We start from the raw sequence: 26,962 nt of genomic DNA, 5'->3' as shown, positions 1-26,962 counted from the left end.
ACCATCAGTGTTCAGTGCAGGCGTGATGAGTAGCAGTGTCTGCTTTGCTCAATCGTGGAACATGCCGCTTGGGGTGACCAATGTCAGCCGTGATATCTACGGTCTGCACATGACCATTTTCTGGATATGTGTCGTTATTGGTGTGGTGGTTTTTGGCGCTATGTTTTACTCGCTGTTTCGCTATCGTCATTCACGAGGCGCAAAAGCCGCTCACTTTCATGAGAACACCAAGGTAGAGATTCTCTGGACGGTCATTCCCGTGCTAATTCTTGTCGGCATGGCTGTGCCGGCGACGGCTACGTTAAAGAATATGTACGATGCTTCAGATGCCGAACTGGACGTTATGGTAACGGGGCAGCAATGGCGTTGGCGGTATGAATATCTGGGCGAGGATGTTGCTTTCAATTCCAACCTCAGTACGCCGCGCAGTCAAGTAGGCGGCGAGGAGGAGCGAGGAGAGAATTATCTCCTGGAAGTTGATGAGCCACTAGTGCTACCTATTAATCGTAAAATCCGTTTTTTAATGACGTCAGATGACGTCATACATTCCTGGTGGGTGCCCGATCTCGCCGTCAAGCAAGATACGATTCCTGGGTTTATTAATGAAAACTGGGTCAGGATTAATGAGCCAGGAATTTATCGCGGGCAGTGTGCGGAGCTTTGCGGCATTGACCATGGCTTCATGCCGGTAGTGGTTCAGGCCATGGAAGAAGAAGCCTTTGATGACTGGTTGGCAGAACGTAAACAAGCGGCGGAGCAAGAAGCGCAGGGGGTTGGGCGCGAATGGGCAATGAACGAATTAATGGACAGAGGAGAGTCTGTCTATGAATCCATTTGTGCATCATGTCACCAATCAGATGGACAGGGTTCTCCCCCCGCATTTCCTGCGCTCGCGGGTAATCAGCAACTGATTGATGATCTCGACTGGCACTTGGATAAAGTCATTAATGGCGTTTCGGGTGCTGCAATGCCTGCGTTCCGAAATACGCTTAATCCGGTTGAAATTGCTGCAGTCGTTACCTATACGCAAAACGCCTGGGGGAATGATACCCAAGAGCAGGTACAGCCCGCGCGCGTTGCAGAACAAACAGAATGATCGATAGGTACTGCAGGTTACAGCGAAAAGAATAAATTTGGAGAGAAATATGGCACCCAGGATACCTTTGCAGTCTACGCTGCAGCACAGCGATACGGTTGCGACAGCAGGTGGTGTTGCCGATCACCCGGCGCAACCGACTGGATGGCGTCGTTGGGTCTTGACGACCAACCATAAAGAGATCGGCACGCTTTATTTGATTTTTTCCTTATCCATGTTTTTTGTTGGAGGCATCTTTGCGCTTGTTGTTCGTGCAGAGTTATTTCAACCTGGATTACAGTTGGTCGAACCAGAGTTTTTTAACCAGATGACCACCATGCACGGCCTGATCATGGTGTTTGCAGCCGTCATGCCTGCTTTTACAGGGCTTGCCAACTGGATGATACCGTTACAGATTGGCGCGCCCGATATGGCGCTGCCGCGCTTGAACAACTTTAGCTTCTGGCTGCTTCCTGTCGCTTTCGCGCTGTTGCTTTCTACGTTGCTGATGCCAGGTGGCGGGCCTAATTTTGGTTGGACGTTCTATGCGCCACTATCGACTACCTATGCGCCAGCATCAACGACCTTCTTTATTCTTGCACTGCATATTGCGGGTATTAGTTCCATTTTGGGGGCGATTAATATTATCGCGACTATTTTAAACATGCGGGCACCGGGCATGCGGTTGATGGATATGCCTCTATTTGTATGGACTTGGTTAATAACCGCTTTTTTGTTAATTGCCGTCATGCCGGTTTTGGCTGGCGTCATTACCATGATGCTGATGGATATTAACTTCGGTACCAGCTTTTTTGATGCAGGAGGCGGCGGCGACCCGGTACTTTTTCAGCACCTCTTCTGGTTTTTTGGTCACCCTGAAGTTTACATCATGATCTTGCCAGCCTTCGGCATCGTGTCGGCCATTATCCCGACTTTTGCTCGAAAACCTCTTTTTGGCTACGCCTCGATGGTTTATGCCACGGCTGCTATTGCGCTGTTGTCTTTCTTGGTATGGGCGCACCATATGTTTGTGGTGGGCCTGCCATTGGTGGCTGAATTATTTTTCATGTATTCGACGATGCTGATTGCTGTACCTACGGGCGTTAAAGTCTTCAATTGGGTGACGACGCTTTTTCGTGGCTCGATAAGCTTTGAGTCTCCAATGCTGTTTGCGCTTGCGTTTGTAGTGCTGTTTACCATCGGTGGCTTTTCAGGCCTGATGCTCGCTATTGCGCCAGCGGATTTTCAATATCATGACACTTACTTTGTCGTCGCCCACTTTCATTATGTGCTGGTTCCTGGCGCCATTTTTGCCATTATGGCGGGTGTATATTACTGGTTGCCCAAGTGGACAGGACATTATCCAAACGAGACGCTAGCAAAGTGGCATTTTTGGTTCTCTGTAATTGGCGTCAATTTAACTTTTTTCCCGATGCATTTTGCTGGTTTAGCCGGTATGCCAAGACGAATACCTGATTATGCACTTCAATTTGCCGACTTTAATCTCGTATCCAGCATAGGTGCCTTCTTTTTCGGTGCGTCGCAATTACTTTTCGTTCTCGTGATTATTTTATGCGTAAGAGGCGGTAAGCCAGCACCCGCTAAAGCGTGGGAAGGTGCTGTAGATTTAGAGTGGACGGTGCCCAGTCCAGCTCCTCTACATACGTTTGAGACACCTCCTGTATTTCGACAAATTGAAAAATAGGCAATCCATACTAAATCATCTGGAGTGAAATATGCGTTCACACCAAGCGGAAGGTGTCAAGAAAACGGTCACCAAGACGATTTTCGCCTTGATTGGTATGTTTGCATTTGCATTTGCATTAGTGCCTCTTTACGACGTTTTTTGTGAAGTAACAGGTATTAATGGAAAGGTCAGTACCTCTGCGCAACAAGTTTTAGGTGATGACGTTAATAGCGACCGCTATGTGACAGTCCAGTTTATTACCCGGACAAGTGCCGGGCTTCCCTGGCAACTTGGTGTGGAAACCCACCAAGTCCAGGTACATCCCGGTCAAACGACGGAGATTGACTTTACGTTCTCTAATCGTAGCCAGTCGACCAGTTGGGGTCGGGCAGTACCCAGCGTTAGTCCATCTACTGCCTCCGCTCATGTGCGGAAGGTAAGTTGCTTTTGTTTTCAGGAACAGCGTCTTGATGCCAACGAGAATTTGACCATTCCGCTTGTTTTTCAACTGGATAACACCTTGCCAGAGGATATAGCGACCGTTACATTGGTATATACGCTATACCCTCTTAATGAAAGTGATGACCGCCCGGCAGTGGCGCAATATATGAATAACAAAAACGGGGAGATTTAAAATGAGTGGCGGAAGTTATTATGTCCCTGCAAAAAGCTATTGGCCGATTCTGGGCTCTCTGGCAACCGGTTTTATGATGGTGGGGTTAGGCGCCCAGCTTGTCTATGGCAGTACAAGCTTACTTATCGCGATAGGTGTTATCTCCGTTATAGCGGTCATGGCATTCTGGTTTCGTGATGTGATTAATGAATCGCATTTAGGGCTCTACGATAGTCAGATGGATCGCTCATTTCGCTGGGGGATGGGGTGGTTCATCTTTTCCGAAGTGATGTTTTTTGCCGCGTTTTTCGGTGCGCTTTTTTACGTTCGTATGTTTGCTATACCCTGGTTGGGCGGTGAAGGTGCAAAAGGTGTTTCGGCACTTTTATGGCCGAACTTTATTGCCGAATGGCCTTTGTTAAATCCCCCGGATGCTTCAGTTTCAGGCCCCGATAATGTCTTCAGCCCTTGGCAACTGCCATTGGTGAATACATTGCTGTTGGTTACTTCCAGTATCACATTGACGATTTCTCATGAAGCACTCAAGGCCGAAAAACGTCGCGTATGCAGGAACTGGCTGGCAGGGACGGTAATACTTGGCTGCTGTTTTATTTTTATTCAAGGCGTCGAGTACTATGAAGCTTACCAGCATTATGGTATTACGCTGGAAGCCGGTATTTTTGGGTCTACGTTCTTTATCTTAACGGGTTTTCATGGCGTTCATGTCATCATTGGCACTTTGATTCTTATGGTAATGCTGGCGCGTATTATACGCGGGCATTTTTCGGATACCGAGCACTTTGGTTTTGAGGCATCCTGCTGGTATTGGCACTTTGTTGATGTTGTATGGTTAGGATTGTTTATCTTCGTTTATGTCGTGTGAGCACTCAGGTGAGTTGGCCGCTCCCGAATCCATAGACAATGAGCAATAAGAGCAGAGCAGCAAAGCCTATCCGCCATTTTAGAGATGTAAGAAGTCGCTTAGACGAAGAGCCATCGCGTAGCAGGTAACCAGCGCCTACTGCCAAGCTAATCAACATAGCGAAAAAAACAATGATAATGAGTGATTTAAGTAGCATGAAAAAGTACTCCTCATGTCGCTGGCGTCTATATGGCTGGTATACGTTCTGGTTGTCGTTGGTGCTGCTGGGCGGCTTTCTTGGCGCATGGCAGTGGGACAGGGCCAATAATAAACAAGCGGCGGCTTCAGCTCGAGACAATGCGCCTGCACTGGTTGACCCGCAAACGCTACCTACCGAAGGGGCTGAGCTTACGCTCAATGGTGAGTATATATCTGAGCATAGCTTTTTTTTAGATAACCGAATTGTCGATGGACGTTTGGGGGTTGCCGTTTTAACCCCGTTTAAAGATAGATTTGGTCAGTACTGGTTGATTCAGCGTGGCTTTGTTGAAACCGGGACCAGTCGTGACTCACCAAGTATATCGACCCCCCAAGAGCAAGTTTCTCTAACTGGTAAATGGCAGCAAGCAAAGGATGACGGTCTATTGTTCGGCCCTAACCTAGAAGAAGAGCGCCTTCAACAAATCAGCCTTACGCCTTGGCAGGGGGTGATACCCGACTTTCGCTACCAGGGGTGGGTGCATGCGCAAACCGGCGACGGCGTTTTCTTAGAATGGTGGCAAGCCAATGTGATGCCTGCGAGTCGGCATATTGCCTATGCATTTCAGTGGTGGGGGCTTGCGCTGGTAGCGCTGATCACGATGTGGGTTGGCAGGCGTTACCTTTATTCGAGCCTAGAACATCATGAGGGGGGATATGATGATAGCCATTAACTCAGTTAATCGTCAGCGGATTAAGTTGCTATTGATATTCATCATTTTTTCCGCGCCTATTATCACCGCCTGGGGGATGGTTGAGTGGCGTATCGGCGTCCCTGAGCAGATCACGGCTAGCGGTTCACCTGCTGAGCAACTTCCATGGCTTGAGCATTGGCCAGTTGAAACGGTTTCCAAGGCTGACGTTGGTGAAGATCATTGGACATTAGCGTTTGATTGTTCGGTTCAGTGTGCTGAGCGCCGTGACATCCTGTGGCGAATGCATCGCGCGCTGGGGCGTGACGCCCATCGATTGGCACGACTGAATATCGGTGGAGGAGGCCAGGCATTGCCTGGTGAGCAATTGGCGCGTTGGGAGGAGACTCCTCCCTGGCGAAAAGTGAATAGCGTGTGGTTGATTGATCCCCAGGGGCGCCCTGCGTTGTCATTTTCTGCGTCTGTACCGGTGGCCGATATTCTTGATGACACGCAACACCTATTCAAGGTCAACGCCAGGTAGCGTAGATCGATCGCTTTGCCGTGGAGGGACTCAATGGTTGATCAACAGCGTATTGTCGTCGTCAAGGGGCTTTCATTTATCGGTATTTTTTTTACCGCCCTGGTGATGTTGGTAGGTGCCTGGACGCGCTTATCTGACGCAGGCTTAGGCTGTCCCGATTGGCCAGGGTGTTACGGCCAATGGGTAGTGCCTACAGCAAATGACGTTGCGGTGAGTTATCCAGCCTTCCCATTGGAAACATCGAAAGCTTGGCTTGAAATGTTCCATCGTTATGTTGCAACCATGCTCGGTGCGACTGTCATTCTGCTGCTGTGGCTAGGCTGGCCACTAAGACATGTAAAGCAGTATCCATGGAATATTAGTATTATCTTATTGCTTGCTATTGCTGCCCAAGGGGCGTTTGGCGCGTTAACCGTGACCCTTAAATTATGGCCCCAGGTGGTTACGCTGCATTTGCTGGGTGGTATGGGGATTCTGTTACTGTTTGTTTTGCTGTATTGCCGTCTAAAAGCATTACAGCAAAATTCTGATCGGCCGCCACGTCGTGCATCTGCAAATTGGTGGCTGGTGGGCGTATTATTATTTTGCCAGATAGCCTTGGGGGGTTGGGTTTCGAGCAACTACGCTGGTATCTCATGCCAGGGCTTTCCGTCGTGCAATGCACAATGGTGGCCTGAAATGGATATTAGTGAAGGCTTCCACCTGACCCAAACCGTTGGACCCAATTATTTGCATGGCCAGTTGCACGCTGATGCGCGAACCGCGATTCATATGATGCATCGGCTGGGAGGTGGCTTGCTGGGAGTGGCCCTAATGGTCTTGTGGTGGCGATATCGGCATGACAGAGCGGCGCGTGGCTTACTTACGGTATTAAGAATCTACTGCCTTCAGGTGGCCCTCGGCATTGCCAGTGTTGTTCTGTGGCTACCGCTTTGGTTGGCATTACTGCATACCGCCGGAGCGATGGCGCTTACCGTTAGCTATTTAATTGCCTGGCGGCAGTGGCGATACAACATGGTGGATCACAATGCTCACAGGCTTAATTCTTCTGCGGCAGCAAACTATTTATCACCTGATGAGGCAAACTCGCACGTCGAAGTAATACCGCTCGCCGCCAATCGGCAAGCTCGATATGATTAGCGTGATCGATATAGATGCTGTAAGGTTATCGTGATTGATATGTATAATTCTGGTAAAGCAATTGATAGGTTTGGGTAAGGAGCATCATGAGTCTGACGTACGCATTGCTACTCTTATTGGTTGCAGTCGTAGCGATTGCCGGACTGGCTGGCTATGCCTACCGTCTGCGCAAGGAAGTTAAGCGGCGTGATGCGTTTCGCGTTGCTGAAGACCAGCAGGCACAGCTGAAAAGCCTGGAAAATCTCGACTGGGTAACCGCTGCTTTGGTTCAGGAGCAGGTGGAAATTACTGAAGGTGCCTGGCGTTGCAAAGTGTTGTTGGAGATTATTGACCCGAGCCTGACCGAAAAGCCTGAGTTTCAAGCTTTTGCTGAGCATTATGAGCGTACAAAGCATCTTAAAACCCATTCGGCCAGGCAACAGTTGACGCCGCGTGAGCGCATGGAAGAAGACCGTGAGCGTCTCGCAGCGGAAAAGCAAATGCGAGGTGCCGTGTTAGCCGCTGCGCAGGCTGTAATGACGTGGCGTAAAAAGGGTGGGCAAGGGCTTCATTGAGCTGTCAATAGATCGATTGCCCATATTTTTTAAGTGTAACGGCTGGTTTATAGTGCTCTATGCGCTTAATTTGCTATGCTGAAGAACATCGGTGTCAGCAACAAGTTGATATATAGCATGTTGCCCGCAAGCACTGATTCGGTACCATGAGCAACAGTCTAGCATCGAGGAAGCTAACGAGTGCGGTGTTAGGCAAGCGAAAAATGGATGCTCTCGCTTAAAAAAAGAAGCATTAGATGATCTGGTTACTAATGACCATGTCAGCATTGGATCAAGAAGGAGTTCTGCATGAAAAAATCAACGACTGGCTTGCTAATCGGTTCTGCTCTGGTAGTAGGCCTATCTGGCTGTGCCAGCTCTGCCTCTCAGTCTTCCGGCCAAATGAGTGCTAGCAGCGATCGTAGCTGGTATCAGCATCCTTTTGTTTGTGGCTTGGCCGGTAGCGTAATTGGTGGTGGTATCGGCTACGCGGGCAGCAGTAGCTCTGACGAAGACACAGGCGCGGCTGTCGGTGCGACAGCAGGTGCCACTATCGGTGCTATGCTGTGTGCCGATAACACCCCTGAGCCTGAACCTCAGTGCCCGAGCTACGGCGGTGACATTCCTGCTGGCGCAGCTGTCGATGCTGAAGGTTGTCCGTTAGATTCTGATAACGACGGCGTGCCGGACTACCGCGATCAGTGCCCGGGTACGCCCGCAGGCGTTGAGGTAGATGCCAACGGTTGCCCGCTGGACTCTGATAACGATGGCGTGCCGGACTATCGTGACCAGTGCCCCAACACGCCGGCAGGTGTTGAAGTCAATTCACTAGGTTGCCCTGACAGTGTCGTGCTACAGGATGTCAACTTTGAGTTTGACTCCGCTCAACTGACCGCTGAAGCACGTAACGTGCTGAACGGTGTTGCCGAGCGCTTGGTCAACAACCCCGATGTTCGCGTTCGTATTGAAGGCCATACCGATTCTGTAGGTTCTGCGCAGTACAACATGGACCTTTCCCAGGCCCGTGCTGAGTCAGTTACTGCCTACCTCGCGACTCGCGGCGTTGAGTCTAACCGCATGATGGCTGAAGGCTTTGGTGAAGAGCAGCCAATTGCAACCAACGATACAGATGCAGGCCGTGCTGAAAACCGTCGTGTAGAGCTGGATGAGTGGAACTAAGTTTCACACTTAGCTCGAAGACTTTAAGTTTTTTAAAACGCGGTAGTTGAATGAAGCGGGGGGCTTAAGCCCTCCGCTTTTTTATTTATACAGAGGCTGGCATCTGTTAGCCTTGCTCGCTGTTATCGTTAACCTATTTTTTTACATCATTGATAGCGAAATGTGATCCTTGGTATGGATCACCACTGCGCTCAAGGAAAATTCGCATGCCCATTGTGACACTGCCAGACGGCAGTCAGAGAACGTTTGATGAACCACTTTCCATTATGCAACTGGCAGAGTCCATTGGCCCTGGTTTGGCTAAGGCCTGCGTTGCCGGAAAAATCGACGGCACCCTGGTTGATGCTGCTGATCTGATTGAGCAAGACGCCCAAGTGGCCATTCTCACCGCCCGTGACCCTGAGGGGCTAGATATTATCCGGCATACCTGCGCGCATTTGATTGGCCATGCCGTCAAGCAGCTATATCCCAATGCGAAGATGGCGATTGGCCCGGTCATTGAAGACGGCTTCTATTACGATATTGAATTTGGTGGCTCGGTATCGTCTGATGATCTGGAGGCTATAGAGGCCCGCATGAAAGCGCTCATTGATCACGAATATGACGTCGTGCGGGAGTACGTCGATCGCGATCAAGCCATGCTGACCTTCCTGCACCGTGATGAGCCCTATAAGCAGGAAATAGTTCGGGATATTCCCGAAGGCGCCACCATCCGGCTCTATCACCATGAAGAATATACCGATATGTGTCGGGGGCCTCATGTCCCCAATACGCGCCATCTCAAAGCCTTCAAGCTGACCAAGCTGGCGGGGGCTTATTGGCGCGGTGATGCCTCGAATCCCATGTTGACGCGGATTTACGGAACGGCATGGGGCGACAAAAAACAGCTCAAGGCATATCTAAAGCGCCTGGAAGAGGCTGAAAAGCGGGATCATCGCAAGCTGGCGCGCAAGATGGACCTCTTTCACCTTCAGGAAGAAGCCCCTGGCATGGTGTTCTGGCACCCCAACGGCTGGACGATGTACCAGGCGTTGGAAGATTACATGCGCCAGATCCAGCGTGAACACGGTTACCAGGAGATCAAGACGCCCCAGGTCGTGGATCTTTCCCTGTGGAAGAAGTCGGGTCACTGGGGGCACTATAATGAACTGATGTTCACCACGGAATCGGAAAAGCGTGAGTATGCGGTCAAGCCCATGAACTGCCCGTGTCATGTGCAGGTCTTTAATCAGGGGCTCAAGAGTTACCGTGACTTGCCATTACGCTTGGCAGAGTTTGGTATCTGTCACCGCAACGAGCCGTCTGGGTCCTTGCATGGCCTGATGCGTGTACGCGGCTTTACACAGGATGACGCACACATCTTTTGTACTGAAAGCCAGATTCAGGCGGAAGCGGAAGCCTTCATTGCACTTACGCTGCAGGTATATAAAACGCTGGGCTTTGAAGATGTGGAGCTTAAGCTGTCAACCCGGCCTGAAGACTTTCTGGGCGAGGCCGATATGTGGGATCAGGCCGAGCAAGGATTGGAGGCTGCGCTCAATGCCACCGGGCTTGATTGGGATTTGCAGCCGGGTGAAGGGGCATTTTACGGTCCGAAGATTGAGTTTGCACTGCGCGATTGCCTGAATCGCGTGTGGCAATGTGGTACGCTACAACTCGACTTTAATTTGCCAGGTCGGCTCGGGGCGCAATACGTTGCCGAAGACGGGGCTCGCAAAACGCCAGTAATGCTGCACCGTGCGATATTAGGTTCCTTCGAGCGCTTTTTGGGAATTTTGATTGAGCACTACGCAGGCGCAATGCCATTATGGCTAGCGCCGCAGCAGGTCAGCGTGATGACGATAACCGATTCACAGCGTGATTATGCCCTTGCTTTAGAGCAACGTTTGCAAAAAAATGCAATGCGAGCAAAAGCGGACTTGAGGAACGAGAAGATCGGCTTTAAAATCCGCGAGCATACGTTACAGAAAGTTCCCTATCTCCTGGTGGTAGGAGATAAGGAAGTCGACGCTGACTCAGTGGCCGTGCGAACTCGCAGCGGCGAAGATCTCGGCACCATGACGGTCGATGAATTTATCGAGCGTTTCAGTGCTGAACGAGCAGCCCTGGCGACATCGTCAATTGCCTAAGGAGACGGAACGATCAAGAGAAGCAACCAGCGCGGGCGTCCAGCAGACAAGCGCCCACCAATGAACGAGCGAATTACCGAGCAAGAAGTACGTCTTATCGATAGCGACGGTGAGCAGTTAGGTGTAGTGCCTACCACCGAAGCGTTGGAACGTGCGGAATCTGCCGGTTTGGACCTTGTGCAAATTTCGAATGCCGATCCCATCGTCTGCAAGATTATGGATTACGGCAAATTCGTTTTTGAGCAGAAGAAGCAAAAAGCGGCTCAAAAGAAAAAGCAGAAGCAAATCCAGGTCAAGGAAGTTAAATTCCGGCCTGGCACCGACGAAGGCGACTATCAGGTCAAGCTTAAAAACCTGACGCGCTTTTTAGAAGGTGGTGATAAGGGTAAGGTCACATTGCGCTTCCGTGGTCGTGAAATGGCGCACCAGGATATCGGCAGAAAGCTGATGGAAAGGATTGCCGCCGACCTGGAAGATATCGGAGCGGTGGAGTCATTTCCGAAAATGGAAGGCCGCCAGATGATTATGATCCTTGCCCCGAAAAAGAAGTGATCCAACGGCGAAGTTAACGGGCTGTCATTACTGGCAGTTGGCCCTGGGTTTTCTAAAAAACATCGAGCGGAGTTTTCCTCATGCCGAAAATCAAAAGCAACAGTGGTGCTGCAAAGCGCTTCAAGAAGACAGCCAATGGCTTCAAGCACAAGCAGTCTTTCCGTAGCCACATTCTGACCAAGAAGTCGACCAAGCGTAAGCGTCAACTGCGCGGTATGAAACAGATTCATGCGTCTGATAAAGCGCTTATCCAGCGCATGCTGCCGAATCTGTAACGTCGAATTTTCTATACTGAGTGCATTTGCCTCAGTCATAAAGTCAGGAGTGTGTTATGACTCGTGTTAAGCGTGGCGTAGTTGCCCGTCGTCGCCATAAAAAAGTATTGAAGCAGGCCAAAGGTTATTATGGTGCACGTTCGCGTGTGTTCCGTGTAGCCAAGCAGGCGGTTATCAAAGCCGGTCAGTATGCCTACCGTGACCGCCGCAATCGTAAGCGTCAGTTCCGTGCGTTGTGGATTCAGCGCATCAATGCGGGCGCTCGCATGAACGGTATGTCTTACAGCCGTTTCGTTGGCGGCCTTAAGAAAGCTGGTATCGAAATTGACCGCAAAGTGCTGGCGGATCTGGCCGTTCATGAAAAAGCGGCATTTGCTGCCATCGTGGAAAAAGCCAAGGCTGCCCAATAAGCTTCAATTGGCGCCAGCGGTGCCAGTGAATGCCACGGTCATTTTAGCGTGACCCATACAGGGGAAGAGCAGCCGCTCTTCCCCTGTTTTTATGTCACGCTCTTCAATCATAATGTGACACGCCATCCTCAGGATGGAAATCGCTTAATTCGGAGATAAACAGGATGGACCACCTTCCAGCGCTGGTATCTGAAGCACGCGACGCCATTCAGGCGGCACAGAGCGTCGCTGCATTGGATGAAGTGCGCGTACGTTATTTAGGCAAAAAAGGCGAAATGACGGCGTTGCTTAAAGGGCTTGGCAAACTGTCCGCCGAAGAGCGTCCAGCTGCAGGTGAGCGTATCAATCAAGCCAAGCAGACATTGGCGGGAGAGATCGATGCCAAGCGCCAGCAGCTTGAAAGCGAGGCCCTTGAAGCGCGTCTGGCGGCGGAGCGTATCGATGTTACCTTGCCCGGTCGCACCCAATCAGCGGGCGGTCTGCACCCGGTGACCCTCACACTGGAGCGGATCGAGGGACTGTTTACCCGCATCGGCTATGACGTTGCCGTAGGGCCTGAAATTGAAGACGATTATCACAATTTCGAGGCGCTCAACATCCCCTCGCACCACCCGGCTCGCGGCATGGCCGACACTTTTTACTTTGATGCAACGCGTTTGTTGAGGACCCATACCTCGCCAGTGCAAGTGCGGACCATGAAAAGCACCGAGCCACCCATTCGGATTGTCTGTCCGGGGCGTGTCTACCGCAGTGATTCGGACTTGACTCATACGCCGATGTTTCATCAGGTCGAAGGCTTGTTGGTGGATGAAGATGTCAGCTTTGCGGATTTGAAAGGTACGATCGAAGATTTCCTGCAGGCATTCTTCGAGCGAGATGATCTCTCGGTACGCTTTCGTCCTTCCTACTTTCCGTTCACGGAACCGTCGGCGGAAGTTGATATTCAATGCGTCATGTGTGGTGGTGAGGGATGCCGTGTTTGTTCGCACAGTGGCTGGCTGGAAGTGATGGGCTGCGGCATGGTCCATCCGGAAGTCTTTCGTCATTCCGGTATCGATGCAGAGCGTTTTACGGGCTTTGCTTTCGGTATGGGCGCTGAGCGCCTGGCAATGCTCCGTTATGGCGTCAATGACTTGCGTCTTTTCTTTGAAAACGACCTGCGCTTCTTACGTCAATTCGCTTAAGACCACCGCCAACCACAGGAACGATCATGAAATTTTCAGAACAGTGGCTGCGTGAGTGGGTTTCTCCGCAGCTGGATACGCAAGCAGTCGCCGACCAGATCACCATGGCAGGCCTGGAAGTCGATGCTGTTGAGCCGGTGGCAGCGCCATTCAGCGACGTGGTAGTAGCGGAAGTGCTGACCAGGGAAAGTCACCCCAATGCTGACAAGCTCAACGTGTGCACGGTAGATGACGGCAGTGGTTCGTCGGTTCAGGTGGTCTGCGGGGCGCCCAATGTCGACGTAGGCCAAAAGGTGCCATTTGCCCGGGTCGGTGGTGTATTGCCTGGTGATTTCAAGATTGAAAAAGCCAAGCTGCGTGGCGTCGAGTCGCAAGGCATGATTTGCTCAGCCTCCGAGCTTGGCCTTGAGGAAGATACCTCGGCCGGTATTCTCGAACTGCCCAGCGAAGCGCCCACTGGCATGGATTTTCGTGAGTATATGCACCTCAATGACATGACCATTGAGGTCGATCTCACGCCTAACCGAGGCGACTGTCTGAGTATTAAAGGCTTGGCCCGTGAGGTGGGGGTGCTTAACCGCCTGATGGTATCGGAACCGGAAGTAGTGACGGTGCCTGCCACGATCGACGATACCTTCGCGGTCGACCTGGAAGCGCCGGAGCAGTGTCCGCGTTATCTAGGTCGTGTCATTACCAATGTCAACACAAGCGCTGAAACACCCCTCTGGATGGTTGAGCGCTTGCGGCGCAGCGGTATCCGCTCGATTGACCCGGTCGTTGATATTACCAACTACGTGATGTTGGAGCTTGGCCAGCCAATGCACGCTTTTGACCGGGAAAACCTCAGTGGTGGTATCGTTGTCCGGATGGCTCGCCCCGGGGAGACTTTGACGCTGCTGGATGGGCAGGAGATGGCTCTGCGGCCTGAAACCCTGGTGATTGCCGATCAAACAGGCCCGCTGGCGATGGCCGGCATCATGGGGGGCGAGTTGTCTGGTGTCAGTGAAACAACACGGACGATCTTTCTGGAAGCCGCCTTTTTTAGCCCAGTGGCCATTGCCGGCGAAGCCCGCTCCTATGGCTTGCACACCGATGCCTCACATCGCTTTGAGCGCGGTGTCGACCCGGAAGTGACGCCGCTCGCTATCGAACGTGCGACACGCCTGCTTCTGGAGATATGTGGTGGCCAGGCAGGGCCCATTGTCGAGGCGAAGAGTGAGGCCGCAATGCCGGCCACGAAGAGCATTACGCTTCGCGGTGAGCGGCTTGAAAAAGCCCTTTCGAAGCGTTTGGCCAACGATGATGTCAGCGATATTCTCAAGCGTCTGGGTTTCGGCGTCAGAGAAAGCGAAGGCAACTGGCTGGTGAATGTGCCCAGTTGGCGGTTTGATGTTTCCATTGAAGAAGACCTGATTGAAGAAGTGGCGCGGATCCACGGCTACAATAATTTGCCGGTTCGTCGCCCGGCTGCACGTCTGTCGCTGCGTCCCGCGGACGAAGCTACGCTTTCCCTGGGGCGGCTGCGCCGGCAAATGGTGGCGCGAGGGTTTCAGGAAGCCATTACCTATAGTTTCGTTGCCCCGGAGCTGCAGTCGGCCATGCTGCCAGACGCCGTATCGCCGGTTCTTGCCAATCCCATTTCCGCCGATATGTCGGTGATGCGTGCCAGCCTGATGCCGGGACTGGTGCGAGCGATGGAGCACAACCTTAACCGTCAACAAAGCCGGGTGCGTCTGTTTGAGACGGGGTTGGTGTTTAACGGGGAGTTGGATGCTTTATCGCAAGTACCGATGATGGGAGCGCTGGTGTGCGGCAGCCGCGACCCAGAAGGTTGGAGCGGCGAGAAGGTCAGCGTGGATTTTTACGACCTTAAAGGCGACCTGGAAAGCTTGCTGACATTGGGGGGCAATCGCGATGCGTGGCGGTTCGAGCCTGCCGAGCATCCTGCCTTGCACCCAGGCCAGAGCGCTCAAGTACTGTTTGACGGCAAGCCGGCGGGCTGGATTGGTACCCTGCATCCTCAAGTGAGGGCAACGCTTGGGCTTAAGGTCGACGCGGTCGTATTTGAAGTGCGCCTAGATCACTTGAGTCAGGGGTGTGTACCTGCTTTCGAACCGCTGTCACGCTTTCCGGAAGTGCGCCGTGATTTAGCCTTTACGCTTCCCGGTGATCGCCCCGTGCAGACGTTGCTGGATAGTGCGCAGGTAAAAGCAGGCCAATACCTGAAAGACATAACGCTATTTGATGTCTATGCTGGTAAGGGCGTCGCTGAAGGATACAAAAGTATCGCGCTAGGCTTGACCTGGCAGCACCCATCGCGCACGCTTAATGATGAAGAAATCAATCAGTTGGTAGAGTCGATAGTGGCGCAGGTGCAGGCTGAGTTGGGCGCTGAGCTACGCGGCTAAAAATGCCAAGGTGCGGTCTGTTTCGTATGCTTGGCGGCTTTGTGCTACACGGAGGATTCCCATGGGTGCGTTAACCAAAGCAGAGCTGGCGGAGCATTTACATACTGAGCTGTCGTTTTCCAAGCGGGAAGCGAAAGCCATGGTTGAGGCTTTCTTTGAGGAGATCCGAGCCTGCTTAAGAGAAAACGAGCAGGTGAAGCTGTCAGGTTTTGGTAATTTTGATCTTCGCGATAAGCGTGAGCGGCCTGGGCGCAACCCCAAGACCGGTGAAGAAATACCCATTTCAGCTCGCCGGGTTGTCACTTTCCGACCTGGGCAAAAGCTCAAGCAGCAAGTCGAGCAATATCGGGGTTCGGCATCATAAACTAGCGTAAATGCTTTGTTTTGCCTGTAAGCCACTAATAGCCCCCGTCGACGCAGCCCGTGTCGACGGGGGCTTTATATTATTCACTATGGTAGAGGTCCTCTAGAGGGTGCGCCACATCGCTATGGCGTGTTAATATTTGAGTATATTCATCAGGTATTAGCTGGCTCTTGGTCGGCGGTACACCACCTTGTTTGAGGAGTCGTAATGCCTCGGCTAAGTATAGCAGTAGGCACCATGTACGGCGGTGCATTGGACGTGGCTGAGCAGGTCAAGCCGCTCTTTGAGGAAGCGGGTTACGTAGTTGATATTCTAGAACAGCCAGTACTGGGGGACATTACCGATTCAACGCCGGATCTCGTACTGTTTTGCGTATCGACCACTGGTAGCGGTGATTTTCCAGGCAACTTTGTTCCTTTTGTTCGCGACCTTCAGACTCAGAGCCCATCGCTTTCCGCGTTGTCTTACGGCCTGATCGCGCTTGGCGATAGCTCCTACGGCGACACCTTTTGTGGTGCGGGACGTCGTCTGGATGAGTTGCTGGCCGACCTTGGCGCAACACGTCTGGGTGAGCGACTGGAAGTTGATGCCATGGAAACCTTTATGGCCGATGACGCGGCATTGCCCTGGGTAGAAGCATGGCTGGCATCTGAGCAACTGCCGGTGAATAGCTGATGCAGACGGGGGTGCCAGCGTCAGCCAATAAAGTGAGCAGCGCTTTGGGCCTGTGTGTCGTGATGCTCGCCGCCTTGCCTCGTTACATGGCGGGTGGTCACGAAACCCGCTTGACGTTGATACTGCTGGCCCTGGTGGTTGTGTTGGTGGCGACCGTCTTGCAATGGCGCCTCCTGCCCCATGATGGTCGGCAGCAGCTCCCTGGGATGCTCAAACGTCTTGCCATTATGATGATGCTCGGGGTGTTGGTGATGGGGGCCTGGCATGCGCTATTCACTGACTGGATGAGCTGGCAGGTGTTTATTTCCCATGCAAGCACCTTTGGCCTTGTCGCCCATGTTATCAGTCTGTGGTGGGCGGCCGAACATCAAGGCGGTAGATCATGAAAATCGCCCGTCTTGGCACTAAATTGATGTCAAAGGGGCTCTGAAAGCAACACCATCCCCTTGTATTTCACGTGGCTGCCCCCATCTTGCGAGCATGGCGCTTGCCACGATGCGCCAGGGTTCTTAAAATTGCCCCTTGGACTTATTTACAGCAATCAACACAACGCCCAGCCGTTAGAGGACAATTCATGCAAGTTTCCGTCGAGACGACCTCCCAGATTGAGCGCCGCATCACGATTCAAGTGCCTGCTGGCGAAATCGATGAGGCTGTCAATACTCGCTTAAAAGAAACGGCGAAGAACGTTCGCTTGAATGGTTTTCGCCAAGGGCGAGTGCCGATGGCCGTGGTTCGTCAGCGTTACGGCGAGAGCGTGCGTAACGAAGTTGTTGGCGAAGTAATGCGTGAGCGCTACGTGCGTGCGATTACCGATGAAGGCTTTAATCCGGCGGGCTACCCGCAAATTGAGCCAGTCGTGAACGAAGCGGGTAAGGACTTTGAGTTCGTCGCTACCATGGAAGTCTATCCCGAAGTCGAGCTTGCTTCGATTGAAGGCACTGAAGTGGAGCGTCCGGTGGTAGACATCACCGAAGCTGATGTTGACGAAATGATCGATACATTACGCAAGCAAAATGCGACCTTTGAAGAAGTCGATTCTGCTGCGGAAGACGGCGATCAAGTGACCATTGACTTCCAGGGCTACCTCGGCGATGAGCCGTTCGAAGGCGGTAGTGCGGAAGGCCATGAGCTGGTGATTGGTTCCAATAGCTTCATTCCTGGTTTTGAAGAACAGCTCATCGGTGCCAAAGCCGGCGATGACAAGACCGTTCAGGTCACTTTCCCGGACGACTATCAGGCTGAACACCTGGCCGGTAAAGAAGCTACCTTCAAGGTCAAGGTACACAAGGTAAGCCGTCAGGCACTGCCTGAGGTTGATGCTGAATTTATTGAACGTTTTGGCGTTGAAGGTGGTGACGAAACCAAATTCCGCGCTGAAATCAAAAAGAACATGGCGCGTGAAGCTGACCAGGCGATCGACAACCGCGTTAAGCAACAGGTTCTTGATGCGCTGAAGAAAGCCAATGAAATTCCTGTTCCGAGTGCGCTGGTTCAGCAAGAGACCGACGGCATGAAGCGTCAGGCTGCACAGCAGTTTGGCCTCGGTGAAGATTTCGATGTTAGCCAATTGCCTAATGAGCTTTTCGAAGAACAGGCAAAAGGCCGTGTTCAGGTAGGCTTGTTACTCGCTGAGGTTATCAAGGCGAACGAGCTTGACGCGTCAGACGATGAGATTAAAGCGAAGGTTGAAGAACTGGCAGAGCAGTATCAGGATCCTTCTGAGGTCGTTGACTACTACATGGGCAACGAACAGATGAAAACCCAGGTCAAATCTGCCGTTCTCGAAGAAAAAGCGGTTGATAAGCTGCTTGAGCAAGCAACCGTCGCTGATGTTGAAATGTCCTACCAGCAAGTGCTGGCAGCGGCTCAGCAACAGGCTGAGGCAGGTGAGGGCGCTGAGGAAGACGAAACCACCAGCGCGTAAGCTCCCTGACACTGGCGCACTGTCCGAGTGCGCCATTCCCTTATCGGACGCAAGGAATCACCTAAATGAGTGAATTTGATATTCAAAACGCCGGCGGTTTAGTGCCCATGGTGGTGGAGCAAAGCGCCAAAGGGGAAAGATCCTACGATATTTATTCGCGTCTGCTTAAAGAGCGCGTTATCTTTTTGGTAGGGCCTGTCGAAGACTATTCCGCTAATCTGATTGTGGCTCAGCTGCTGTTTCTTGAATCTGAAAACCCCGACAAGGACATCCACCTTTACATTAACTCTCCTGGTGGGTCAGTGACGGCAGGTATGTCGATTTACGATACAATGCAGTTCGTTAAACCCGATGTGTCGACAGTGTGTATTGGTCAGGCGGCCAGCATGGGTGCGTTGTTGTTGACCGCTGGTGCCGCAGGCAAGCGTTATTGCTTGCCAAATTCACGCGTGATGATTCATCAACCGCTGGGTGGCTATCAGGGTCAAGCGTCGGATATCGAAATCCATACCCGTGAGATTTTGGGTATTCGTGAGAAGCTGAATCAGATTCTAGCGCATCACACTGGCCAGGATATTGAAACTGTTGGGCGCGATACTGATCGCGACAACTTTATGAGTTCCAGCCAGGCTCAAGAGTATGGCTTGATTGATGCAGTGCTGGATAAGCGGCCTACATCCTGATAGCGTGATGGGATACTGCATTTCCAACGAGCTTACAAGGCGGTTTTTACCGCCGCAGTGAAAGAGGTACGCGAATGGCCGACGGCAAAGGCAAAGACGAAGGTGGCAAGCTGCTTTACTGCTCGTTTTGTGGCAAGAACCAAAACGAAGTAAGAAAGCTGATAGCCGGTCCATCCGTCTATATCTGCGATGAGTGTGTCGACTTGTGTAACGACATCATTCGCGAAGAAGTTCTCGAAGCCGATGCCGAGAGCGATGAGGAGCGTTTACCTACGCCTCGCGAAATACGTTACACGCTTGACGACTACGTTATCGGGCAGGATCGAGCCAAAATGGTCCTGTCGGTCGCTGTGTATAACCATTACAAGCGACTGAAATCTGAAGTTCGTGAAAGCGACGTCGAACTCGGAAAATCCAACATCCTGCTGATTGGGCCGACGGGTAGCGGTAAGACACTGCTGGCCGAGACCATGGCGCGATTGTTGAATGTACCGTTTACGATTGCCGATGCCACTACGCTGACAGAAGCGGGCTATGTGGGTGAAGATGTTGAAAACATCATCCAGAAGCTGTTGCAGAAGTGCGACTATGACGTCGAGAAGGCGGAGCGGGGCATCGTCTACATTGACGAAATCGACAAGATTTCGCGCAAGTCCGACAATCCGTCAATCACGCGTGACGTATCTGGTGAAGGCGTACAGCAAGCGCTGCTCAAGCTGATTGAAGGCACGACAGCGTCTGTCCCGCCGCAGGGTGGGCGTAAGCATCCCCAGCAGGAGTTTGTGCAGGTCAATACCGCCAACATGCTGTTTATTGTCGGTGGGGCATTTGCTGGGCTGGACAAAGTTATCCGTGACCGTGTTGAAAAGGGTGGTATCGGTTTCAATGCGACGGTGAAGAGCAAGGAATCTTCTCGCGGCGTCGGTGAAATGCTTGCTGATGTCGAACCGGATGACCTGGTCAAGTTTGGTCTTATTCCCGAGTTCGTCGGTCGTTTGCCGGTGATCGCCACGCTCACCGAACTCACGGAAGAGGCGCTGATTGAAATACTCACTGAGCCCAAGAACTCGTTGATCAAGCAGTATGCCAAGCTGTTTGAAATGGAGAACGTGACGCTTGAGTTTCGTGATGATGCGCTTCGTGCCGTTGCTGAAAAAGCGATGGAGCGTAAAACCGGTGCGCGTGGCTTGAGGTCGATTCTGGAATCCGTATTGCTTGATACCATGTACGAAATCCCTTCTTTGGAAGGTGTCAGCAAAGTGGTGATCGAAGCTTCGGTCATTGCCGGTGAAAGTGAACCGCTGTTGATTTACTCCCAGCAAGAAGAGGCCCGAGTCGACGGTACCGATGGTTAAGCCTATTACCGAAGATCCATAGCTTTCTATCGCTTTCGCGGTTAGCGCCAGTCAAGGGGTCGCCTAGGCGGCCCCTTGTCATTAGTAGCGCAGTGCTACATGGTGCTTAGGCCGTGCTTTAAACGTAGTCAGTTCTCTTCCCAGAACTCATCTGATTTATCGAGGAACGTCTGCGATGCAGCAGAGCGCCGAACAGACACAATGTCTACCCCTGTTACCATTGCGCGATGTGGTGGTTTATCCGCAAATGGTGATTCCCCTTTTTGTGGGACGTGAAAAGTCGATCCAAGCCCTCGAGGCGGCAATGGAGGCCGACAAACGCGTCCTGCTAGTGGCTCAACGCGAGGCATCTCAAGATGAGCCTGACAACGCCGACCTTTATGCCATGGGGACGGTGGCCGACATCATGCAGCTTCTGAAGCTGCCTGATGGAACGGTAAAGGTGCTGATCGAAGGCAACTACCGGGCGGATGTGAGTCGCATCGAAGAGCATGCTGATGGTTACACTCAGGCCTACCTGATGGCCCGTGAAAGCCAGCCGCTGACGACCCGCGAGCAAGAGGCATTGGTTCGCGTATTGCTCAATCAGTTCGAACAGTACGTCAAGCTATCCAAAAAAGTGCCCAATGAAGTGCTTAACTCGTTGTCCGGCATTGAGGACCCGAGTCGTCTTGTGGATACCATCTGTGCGCATTTGTCGCTGAAAATCGGCGATAAACAAGAGCTCCTTGAAATGGATCGCGTGCGCGATCGCATTGAGCATTTGATGGCGCTCATCGAATCTGAAATTGACCTGCTGCAGGTGGAAAAGCGGATTCGCACGCGCGTCAAAGAACAGATGGAAAAGACACAGCGTGAGTACTATCTAAACGAGCAGATGAAAGCCATCCAGAAAGAGATGGGCGAGCTCGATGATGTACCCAACGAAGTGGAAAAATATGAGCAGGCGATTGCCTCGTCTGGCATGCCTAAAGAGGCGGCAGATAAAGCCACCCAAGAGCTGAATAAGCTCAAGATGATGGCAGCCAACTCGGCTGAGGCCAGCGTCGTTCGGTCTTATCTGGACTGGCTGGTTGCAGTGCCGTGGAAAAAGCGCACCCGCGTAAAGCATGACTTGCAGAAAGCCCAGCAGGTGCTCGATGAAGATCACTATGGGCTGGAAGAGGTCAAGTCACGCATTCTGGAATATCTTGCGGTACAAAAGCGTGTACGCAAGATGAAAGGACCCGTGTTGTGCCTGGTTGGTCCCCCAGGGGTGGGTAAAACGTCGCTAGGCCAATCGATTGCGCGGGCGACGAATCGTAAATACGTACGCCTTGCCCTGGGCGGTGTGCGCGATGAGTCAGAAATTCGGGGTCACCGCCGCACCTATATTGGTTCGTTGCCAGGTAAGTTGATGCAACGTATGAGTCGGGCAGGTGTGAAAAACCCGCTGTTTCTGTTCGACGAAGTCGACAAGTTAGGCATGGATCACCGCGGTGACCCAGCGTCTGCGCTATTGGAAGTCTTGGATCCTGAGCAGAACAACAGCTTCAGCGACCATTACCTTGAGCTTGATTACGATCTGTCCGAGACGCTGTTCATCTGCACGGCAAATTCGATGAATATTCCGGGTCCTTTGCTGGACCGTATGGAAATTATTCGTCTGCCTGGCTATACCGAAGATGAAAAGCTGGCGATCGCCAAGCGTTACCTGTTACCCAAGCAGTTAAAAGCCAACGGTTTGAAAAAAGACGAGTTGGCGGTAGAGGATGATGCGTTGCTGGAGCTGATTCGCTACTACACCCGTGAGGCGGGCGTGCGTGAATTAGAGCGCCAGATCGCCAAGGTCTGTCGGAAAGTGTTACGCGAGCGTATAGAGCCTTCTGCCGTCGAAGATGGCGAACTACCACCGGATTTACTCGCAGCCAAGCATATCGAGCACTATGCTGGCGTTCGTCGTTACAGCTATGGTCTTGCCGAAGAAGATGATCAGGTGGGCCGCGTGACAGGGCTTGCGTGGACATCCGTAGGCGGTGAATTGCTTAATATTGAATCGGTCGTGACGCCAGGCAAAGGGCGAATCAACAAAACCGGTTCGTTGGGCGATGTCATGAAAGAGTCCGTCAGTGCTGCGCAAACCGTCGTGCGTGCCAGAGCCCAGGCATACGGTATCGACGCCGAGCGATTCGAGAAAGAAGATCTACATATTCACGTCCCAGAAGGCGCCACACCCAAGGATGGGCCGAGTGCCGGGGTGGCCATGGTAACGGCGATTGTCTCCGCCTATACCCAGCGTCCGGTGAAGTGTCAGGTTGCGATGACAGGCGAAGTTAACCTGCGTGGCGAAGTATTGCCCATTGGTGGGCTAAAGGAGAAATTGCTGGCAGCCCGTCGTGGTGGTATAAAGATAGTCCTGATTCCGGAAGAAAATCGTCGTGATCTCAAAGAGGTACCGGACAATATCAAGGATGCACTAGATATCCGTCCGGTACGCTGGATTGACGATGTACTTGCCGTGGCGTTGGCGGACGAACCTTTGGAAGGTGCGCCGCTACCTAAAGCGGATAAAGCGTTGGGTAATACTGCCGTCGCCAATACACATTAGCAACGTCGGCCAACCGCTAGTATTTTGTTTGTATCATTGCCCAAAGCCTTTATGGCGGGCACATCCAGGCAAGGTTGCTTGACAGGCGTTTCAGGGCATTGCTATAAAACGCTGCTATGCCTTGATCGTCGATACCGTCGGTGACCATGTCTTTAGAACCATTTTTTGAAACAGTCAAGGGGTGAAGTGTGAATAAGTCTGAGCTGATTGAAGCCATTGCCGCGTCTGCTGATATTCCAAAAGCAGCGGCAACCCGCGCATTGGATGCCATGGTGGAGTCTGTCACCGATAGCCTAAAAAATGGCGACAGTGTCTCGCTGGTGGGCTTTGGTACCTTCGCGATTAAAGAACGTGCTGCGCGAACAGGCCGTAACCCACAAACAGGTCAGCCGATCCAGATCAGTGCGGCAAAAGTGCCTAGCTTTAAAGCTGGTAAAGCATTGAAAGACGCCGTTAACTAAGTTGCACGTGTTTGTCGTCATCTATGGGCGCATCGCAACCGCGATGCGCCCATGTTATTTTCTAGCTCACTTTTTAGGGGCGACCCGTTTAGCTGTGACTACCTGAGGGCAACATGCTGCAAAGTATTCGAAATGGATCCAGAAGCTGGGGAGCCAAGATTATTATCGGGGTCATGGTGGCCGCCATGGCGCTTTTCGGTGTGGAATCTCTGTTTGGTCTGTTTGGTGACGATCCGAATCAAGAAATCAGCGTGAATGGTGAGCCCATCATGCGCCAACAGATTGAATTGGAAGTTCAGCGTGCTATGCGTTCAGGCCAGGTCCCTCCTGAGCAAGAACGTCAGCTGCGTAATGACATAAGGGATGAGCTGGTCACGCAAACACTGCTTACCCAATATGCTGAAGAAGGTGGCTTGTACGTATCCGAAGACCAAGTCGACCAGCTCATTGTAGGTATCCCTGAATTTCAGGATGACGACGGACGATTCTCGCCCGACATATTTCGTAACCGTTTGTCCGGTGCTGGCTATACCCCTCTTTCATTTCGTGAGGAGCTGGAAGTGGACGTTAAACGTCAACAGCTTCAGCAGGGCCTTGCGTTTAGTGACTTCACGCTGGATAACGAGCGTCAGCGCTTGGCAGAGCTCCAGCGTCAACAGCGCAGCTTTCGTTATGTGCTGTTGGATGAAGATGATCTCGAAGGGGACATTGAGATCAGCGAAGACGAGTTGCAAACCTACTACGATGCCAATGCCGCCCGCTTTGAACGCCCTGAGCAGGTACGCCTTGAGTATGTCTTGATCGACCGTCGAGAAATGGCAAGCAATCTTGATGTAGATGAAGAGGCGCTAAGCGAAGCCTGGCTTAGCCAAACTGAAGATGCCGACCGTCGTGTTTCGCACATCATGATCACATTTGGTGATGAGCGTGATCGTGAGGAAGCCCAGCAACGAGCCAATGAGGCGCTAGAAGCCCTTGAAGACGGTGAGTCCTTCGCCGATACGGCGCTTCGCTATTCTGATGATACGGCCAGTGCGGAAGAAGGTGGCGACCTCGGCACGATCAGCCGTGGCTTCTTTGGTGATGCCTTTGATGAAGCGGCGTTTTCTCTTGACGAAGGGGAAACCTCATCGATTGTCGAGATGGACAATGCCTTGCATATCATTCAAGTCACCGACATTGATCGCCCGGCGTTTGAGGACCAGCGGGATTCATTGCGTGAAGACGTCGCAATGAACGAAGTGAATGATGCGTTTAACGATAAGGTCCAGCAGCTTATCGACGAGAGCTTTGCGGCCGATGATCTGCAAAGCGTCGCAGAAGATCTGTCGCTTACCCTTGAAGAAAGCGACTGGCTGGCCCGGAATGATGAAGGCAGTAGCGTCTTGTTTGAGCCGGGAGTCATGGAGCAGGCGTTCAGTAACGACGTTCTGGAGGAAGGCTATAACAGCGAAGTGATCGAGCTCGACGAAGACCGCCGGTTGGTCGTTCGTGTTGCTGAACACCGTGAGCAGACCCAGCTACCGCTAGACGACGTGCGCGATGAGGTCGAGACAGCGGTACACGCTCAGCGGCAACAAGAGCGGCTTCAGGCGCAAGCCGAAGACATGGTGGAACGCCTGCAAGAGGGTGAGTCGATTGATAGGCAATGGTTGGAAGCCAACAACGTTCGCCGTCAGGATGAAGTGACGGCTTCTCAACTGATCGTGCAAGCCGCTTTCCGGATGCCGCATCCTGACGACGGAGAAAGCACCTACCAAACGGCGGTACTGCCCACTGGTGTGGCGCTCCTTGCGCTTGACGAAGTAACGGCGGGTGATGTGGATGAAGAGCGTGAGCGGTTTGTCGCTCAAATGGCGCAGCAGCTGCGCGCTCAGGCCATTATTCAGGGGCTTGTTGAAGACCTGCGCAGTGATGCCGAGATTGAGCGATAACCCTTAGACGTTACGCCTGTCCTGTCAAAAAAGCCGATCCTTTGGATCGGCTTTTTTTATAGTGCCTTTTATAGTGCTCGCTAGGGAGACGGTGGATTGTTAAGAGGGAACTGGCGCAGCCGTGGGGCAGTATGGTCGTTTTTCTCGACCACAATATCCCAGCCGTGCCTGGCATCCCAATCGCCAAGCACGAAGCGCTTGGCAGGGACATCTTCCACGGTTAAATCGTGCACTTTAGGGCGATGGGTGTGACCATGAATCATGGTTGTGACGCCATGCTTTTCCATCATCGCCACCACCTCATCATGGGTAACATCCATGATGGCATCTGCCTTCTTGGCATTGGCATCTCCCGACTGCATGCGTAAGCTGCTGGCCAATTCCAACCGTTGATCCAGCGGCATGGCAAGTATCTGAGCTTGCCATTCAGGATCCCGGGATTGTTGGCGAAATGCCATATACGCCTCATCTTGGGTGCATAGGCTATCGCCGTGCAAAATGACGGCAGGCATGCCCTGGAGCTCGATTTGTTCTACCTCGGACAGCAGTGTCGCCTGGCAGGCGTCGATAAAGCGTTGGCCCAGCAAGAAATCACGGTTGCCGTGAATAAAATATATCGCTGTGCCATCGCTGCTAAGCCGGTGTAATTGCTGAATGACCTCGCGAGCGACATTCCCCAGCGGGTGGGGCGTATCGAGGAGGTCATCGCCGATCCAGGCGTCAAACAAATCACCCAGAATGTACAGGGCATCCGCTCCTTGGGCAGTATGTGCTAAATAATCATAGAACCCCTGATTGATCTCCGGGGTGTCATGACTCAAGTGCATATCAGCGACTAGCAGGGTACGCATACAGCTCCCGGGGATTATTCCGCTTCCTTGATGTAGGCGCGCTCGATGATAACGTCCTCGGCGGGAACATCAGCGTGCATACCGCGGCGTGTGGTGCTGACGTTTTTAATCGCGTTGACCACGTCCATGCCGTCGACGACTTCACCAAAAACGGCGTAACCCCAGCCCTGTAAATTTTTGCCGCTATGATTCAAGAAGCTGTTATCGCCGACATTAATAAAAAATTGCGCGGTGGCGGAATGGGGGTCCTGGGTGCGAGCCATCGCCAGGGTGCCCTGGGTGTTCTTCAGGCCGTTATCCGCTTCGTTTTCGATCGGGTCACGGGTGGGTTTTTGATTGAAATCCTGATCAAAGCCACCTCCCTGGACCATAAAACCATCAATGACACGGTGAAAAAGGGTGCCGTCGTAAAAACCATCGCGAACGTATTGCTCGAAGTTGGCGGAGGTAACGGGTGCTTTTTCGTGATTAAGCGCAATCGTGATGTCACCGTGGTTCGTCTGTAATACGATCATAGATAAATTCCTGTTCAATAAAGACGTTCGCCTTGGCGCTGTGCATCGGCGTCACGTTATAATAACGGTTTTGCTTGGCACCGCGAAGCGCTATACCGTTAGAGTAGGCAGACGCAGCCAAGCACGCCA

The 26,962-nt window shown here is 52.3% G+C and carries 27 protein-coding genes; 24 read left to right on the top strand and 3 right to left on the bottom strand.

Going from position 1 to position 26,962, the window contains the following annotated elements; genetic code table 11:
* Nucleotides 1-25: 25 nt before the first annotated feature.
* Genes coxB through HXW73_RS09400 form a run of 4 tightly spaced genes read left to right on the top strand, consistent with a single transcriptional unit; the run spans nt 26 to nt 4,258 of the window.
* The gene (gene coxB, locus HXW73_RS09415) at nt 26-1,096 is read left to right on the top strand and encodes a cytochrome c oxidase subunit II (RefSeq protein ID WP_240538772.1); all 1,071 of its coding nucleotides are present in this window, start codon (nt 26-28) and stop codon (nt 1,094-1,096) included.
* A 49-nt stretch (nt 1,097-1,145) separates the two neighbouring features.
* Nucleotides 1,146-2,780 (top strand): cytochrome c oxidase subunit I, encoded by a 1,635-nt coding sequence (gene ctaD / locus HXW73_RS09410; protein ID WP_186252872.1) that lies wholly within the window; start codon nt 1,146-1,148, stop codon nt 2,778-2,780.
* A gap of 31 nt (nt 2,781-2,811) precedes the next feature.
* On the top strand, nt 2,812-3,396 hold the full coding sequence (locus tag HXW73_RS09405; protein ID WP_186252871.1) for a cytochrome c oxidase assembly protein: 585 nt from the start codon (nt 2,812-2,814) through the stop codon (nt 3,394-3,396).
* 1 nt (nt 3,397) lies between these two features.
* Nucleotides 3,398-4,258 carry a cytochrome c oxidase subunit 3 gene (locus HXW73_RS09400; protein WP_186252870.1) on the top strand — a complete coding sequence of 287 codons (861 nt, stop codon included), beginning with the start codon at nt 3,398-3,400 and terminating at the stop codon, nt 4,256-4,258.
* Nucleotides 4,259-4,262: 4 nt separating this feature from the next.
* Here the strand turns inward: HXW73_RS09400 and HXW73_RS09395 are convergent, their stop codons facing one another.
* Nucleotides 4,263-4,415, bottom strand: a complete 153-nt coding sequence (locus HXW73_RS09395; protein WP_324611657.1) for a DUF2909 family protein — start codon at nt 4,413-4,415, stop codon at nt 4,263-4,265.
* 37 nt (nt 4,416-4,452) lie between these two features.
* Here HXW73_RS09395 and HXW73_RS09390 point away from each other — a divergent pair, with 37 nt between their 5' ends.
* The 20 genes from HXW73_RS09390 to HXW73_RS09295 all read left to right on the top strand — a co-directional run bounded on the left by HXW73_RS09390 (nt 4,453) and on the right by HXW73_RS09295 (nt 25,467).
* Nucleotides 4,453-5,169, top strand: coding sequence for an SURF1 family protein (locus tag HXW73_RS09390; protein ID WP_186252869.1), 717 nt, complete (start codon nt 4,453-4,455; stop codon nt 5,167-5,169).
* Entirely contained in the window at nt 5,153-5,671 is a 519-nt protein-coding gene (locus HXW73_RS09385; RefSeq protein WP_240538606.1) for a hypothetical protein, read from the top strand. Before HXW73_RS09390 ends, HXW73_RS09385 begins: the two co-directional genes overlap by 17 nt.
* 33 nt (nt 5,672-5,704) lie before the next feature.
* Entirely contained in the window at nt 5,705-6,811 is a 1,107-nt protein-coding gene (locus HXW73_RS09380; RefSeq protein ID WP_186252868.1) for a COX15/CtaA family protein, read from the top strand.
* An 86-nt stretch (nt 6,812-6,897) separates the two neighbouring features.
* Nucleotides 6,898-7,365 (top strand): DUF2489 domain-containing protein, encoded by a 468-nt coding sequence (locus HXW73_RS09375; protein ID WP_186252867.1) that lies wholly within the window; start codon nt 6,898-6,900, stop codon nt 7,363-7,365.
* Between the two features lie 288 nt (nt 7,366-7,653).
* Nucleotides 7,654-8,523, top strand: a complete 870-nt coding sequence (locus tag HXW73_RS09370) for an OmpA family protein (protein WP_186252866.1) — start codon at nt 7,654-7,656, stop codon at nt 8,521-8,523.
* Nucleotides 8,524-8,729: 206 nt separating this feature from the next.
* A complete protein-coding gene (gene thrS, locus HXW73_RS09365; RefSeq protein ID WP_186252865.1) occupies nt 8,730-10,652 on the top strand; it encodes a threonine--tRNA ligase in 1,923 nt (640 codons plus the stop codon).
* A 60-nt stretch (nt 10,653-10,712) separates the two neighbouring features.
* Nucleotides 10,713-11,204, top strand: coding sequence for a translation initiation factor IF-3 (infC, locus tag HXW73_RS09360; protein ID WP_139197167.1), 492 nt, complete (start codon nt 10,713-10,715; stop codon nt 11,202-11,204).
* An 80-nt stretch (nt 11,205-11,284) separates the two neighbouring features.
* Nucleotides 11,285-11,479, top strand: coding sequence for a 50S ribosomal protein L35 (rpmI, locus tag HXW73_RS09355; protein WP_009724291.1), 195 nt, complete (start codon nt 11,285-11,287; stop codon nt 11,477-11,479).
* A gap of 56 nt (nt 11,480-11,535) precedes the next feature.
* Nucleotides 11,536-11,889, top strand: a complete 354-nt coding sequence (rplT, locus tag HXW73_RS09350; RefSeq protein WP_066317588.1) for a 50S ribosomal protein L20 — start codon at nt 11,536-11,538, stop codon at nt 11,887-11,889.
* Between the two features lie 164 nt (nt 11,890-12,053).
* Nucleotides 12,054-13,073 (top strand): phenylalanine--tRNA ligase subunit alpha, encoded by a 1,020-nt coding sequence (gene pheS, locus HXW73_RS09345; RefSeq protein WP_186252864.1) that lies wholly within the window; start codon nt 12,054-12,056, stop codon nt 13,071-13,073.
* A 26-nt stretch (nt 13,074-13,099) separates the two neighbouring features.
* On the top strand, nt 13,100-15,481 hold the full coding sequence (pheT, locus tag HXW73_RS09340) for a phenylalanine--tRNA ligase subunit beta (protein WP_186252863.1): 2,382 nt from the start codon (nt 13,100-13,102) through the stop codon (nt 15,479-15,481).
* A gap of 61 nt (nt 15,482-15,542) precedes the next feature.
* On the top strand, nt 15,543-15,845 hold the full coding sequence (locus HXW73_RS09335) for an integration host factor subunit alpha (protein ID WP_027335821.1): 303 nt from the start codon (nt 15,543-15,545) through the stop codon (nt 15,843-15,845).
* A gap of 207 nt (nt 15,846-16,052) precedes the next feature.
* Nucleotides 16,053-16,520 carry a flavodoxin domain-containing protein gene (locus HXW73_RS09330; protein ID WP_186252862.1) on the top strand — a complete coding sequence of 156 codons (468 nt, stop codon included), beginning with the start codon at nt 16,053-16,055 and terminating at the stop codon, nt 16,518-16,520.
* Nucleotides 16,520-16,906 (top strand): hypothetical protein, encoded by a 387-nt coding sequence (locus HXW73_RS09325; protein WP_186252861.1) that lies wholly within the window; start codon nt 16,520-16,522, stop codon nt 16,904-16,906. The genes HXW73_RS09330 and HXW73_RS09325 overlap by 1 nt, the downstream gene beginning before the upstream one ends.
* A gap of 188 nt (nt 16,907-17,094) precedes the next feature.
* Nucleotides 17,095-18,447 (top strand): trigger factor, encoded by a 1,353-nt coding sequence (gene tig, locus HXW73_RS09320; protein ID WP_186252860.1) that lies wholly within the window; start codon nt 17,095-17,097, stop codon nt 18,445-18,447.
* Nucleotides 18,448-18,512: 65 nt separating this feature from the next.
* Nucleotides 18,513-19,130, top strand: coding sequence for an ATP-dependent Clp endopeptidase proteolytic subunit ClpP (gene clpP, locus HXW73_RS09315; protein ID WP_186252859.1), 618 nt, complete (start codon nt 18,513-18,515; stop codon nt 19,128-19,130).
* Between the two features lie 74 nt (nt 19,131-19,204).
* Nucleotides 19,205-20,485 carry an ATP-dependent Clp protease ATP-binding subunit ClpX gene (gene clpX, locus HXW73_RS09310; protein ID WP_066317568.1) on the top strand — a complete coding sequence of 427 codons (1,281 nt, stop codon included), beginning with the start codon at nt 19,205-19,207 and terminating at the stop codon, nt 20,483-20,485.
* A 175-nt stretch (nt 20,486-20,660) separates the two neighbouring features.
* Entirely contained in the window at nt 20,661-23,072 is a 2,412-nt protein-coding gene (gene lon, locus HXW73_RS09305) for an endopeptidase La (RefSeq protein WP_186252858.1), read from the top strand.
* 188 nt (nt 23,073-23,260) lie between these two features.
* Nucleotides 23,261-23,533 (top strand): nucleoid-associated protein HU-beta, encoded by a 273-nt coding sequence (gene hupB / locus HXW73_RS09300; RefSeq protein WP_066317565.1) that lies wholly within the window; start codon nt 23,261-23,263, stop codon nt 23,531-23,533.
* Nucleotides 23,534-23,646: 113 nt separating this feature from the next.
* On the top strand, nt 23,647-25,467 hold the full coding sequence (locus HXW73_RS09295; protein WP_186252857.1) for a SurA N-terminal domain-containing protein: 1,821 nt from the start codon (nt 23,647-23,649) through the stop codon (nt 25,465-25,467).
* An 80-nt stretch (nt 25,468-25,547) separates the two neighbouring features.
* Here HXW73_RS09295 and HXW73_RS09290 read toward each other — a convergent pair whose 3' ends face one another.
* Both HXW73_RS09290 and HXW73_RS09285 read right to left on the bottom strand, forming a co-directional pair.
* Nucleotides 25,548-26,318 carry a UDP-2,3-diacylglucosamine diphosphatase gene (locus HXW73_RS09290; protein WP_186252856.1) on the bottom strand — a complete coding sequence of 257 codons (771 nt, stop codon included), beginning with the start codon at nt 26,316-26,318 and terminating at the stop codon, nt 25,548-25,550.
* 14 nt (nt 26,319-26,332) lie between these two features.
* A complete protein-coding gene (locus HXW73_RS09285) occupies nt 26,333-26,833 on the bottom strand; it encodes a peptidylprolyl isomerase (RefSeq protein WP_186252855.1) in 501 nt (166 codons plus the stop codon).
* Nucleotides 26,834-26,962: the final 129 nt, after the last annotated feature.

This window comes from Halomonas sp. SH5A2, from assembly GCF_014263395.1.
Lineage (GTDB): Bacteria > Pseudomonadota > Gammaproteobacteria > Pseudomonadales > Halomonadaceae > Vreelandella.
This window is presented reverse-complemented; position numbering and strand designations above follow the sequence as displayed.